The sequence below is a fragment of the Microtetraspora sp. AC03309 genome (assembly GCF_020826795.1).
GTDB lineage: Bacteria > Actinomycetota > Actinomycetes > Streptosporangiales > Streptosporangiaceae > Microtetraspora > Microtetraspora glauca.
On the sequence record NZ_JADDIL010000651.1, the window covers coordinates 1 to 379 of the forward strand.

Here is a 379-nt window from a genome sequence, read left to right on the forward strand (position 1 = left end):
ATGGTGTCGGTGACGACGCCGGCCTTGCCCGAGCGGATGGCCTTGAACAGATCGCCGTTGGGCGCCAGGCAGACTCGCTCGTCCCAGGGGTTGTACCGCGGGCTGAAGTGCTTGTCGTAGTCGAAGCCCTCGGGCAGCCGGCGCTCGGCCATCCGGCGAAGCACCTTCTTGAACACGCTCGGGAAGTTGCGGGCGACCTGGTACTGGCCGGTGCTGTAACCGATCTGCTTCCAGCGGTTGACGAAGTGTGCCAGGTTCTTCGGCAGGTATTTGTTGGTTCGCAGCGCGATCGGATCTTCCAGCGGCAGCGAGCCGATGTAGGTGGGCGAGCGCTGCAGCATCGTGACGTGGCCGACGCCGCCGTTGACCAGTGACGGGA

At 64.9% G+C, this 379-nt stretch carries 1 pseudogene; it reads right to left on the reverse strand.

What is annotated here, in order from left to right:
* Positions 1-379, reverse strand: a pseudogene (locus IMZ11_RS44785) (FAD-containing monooxygenase EthA); the annotation flags it as partial.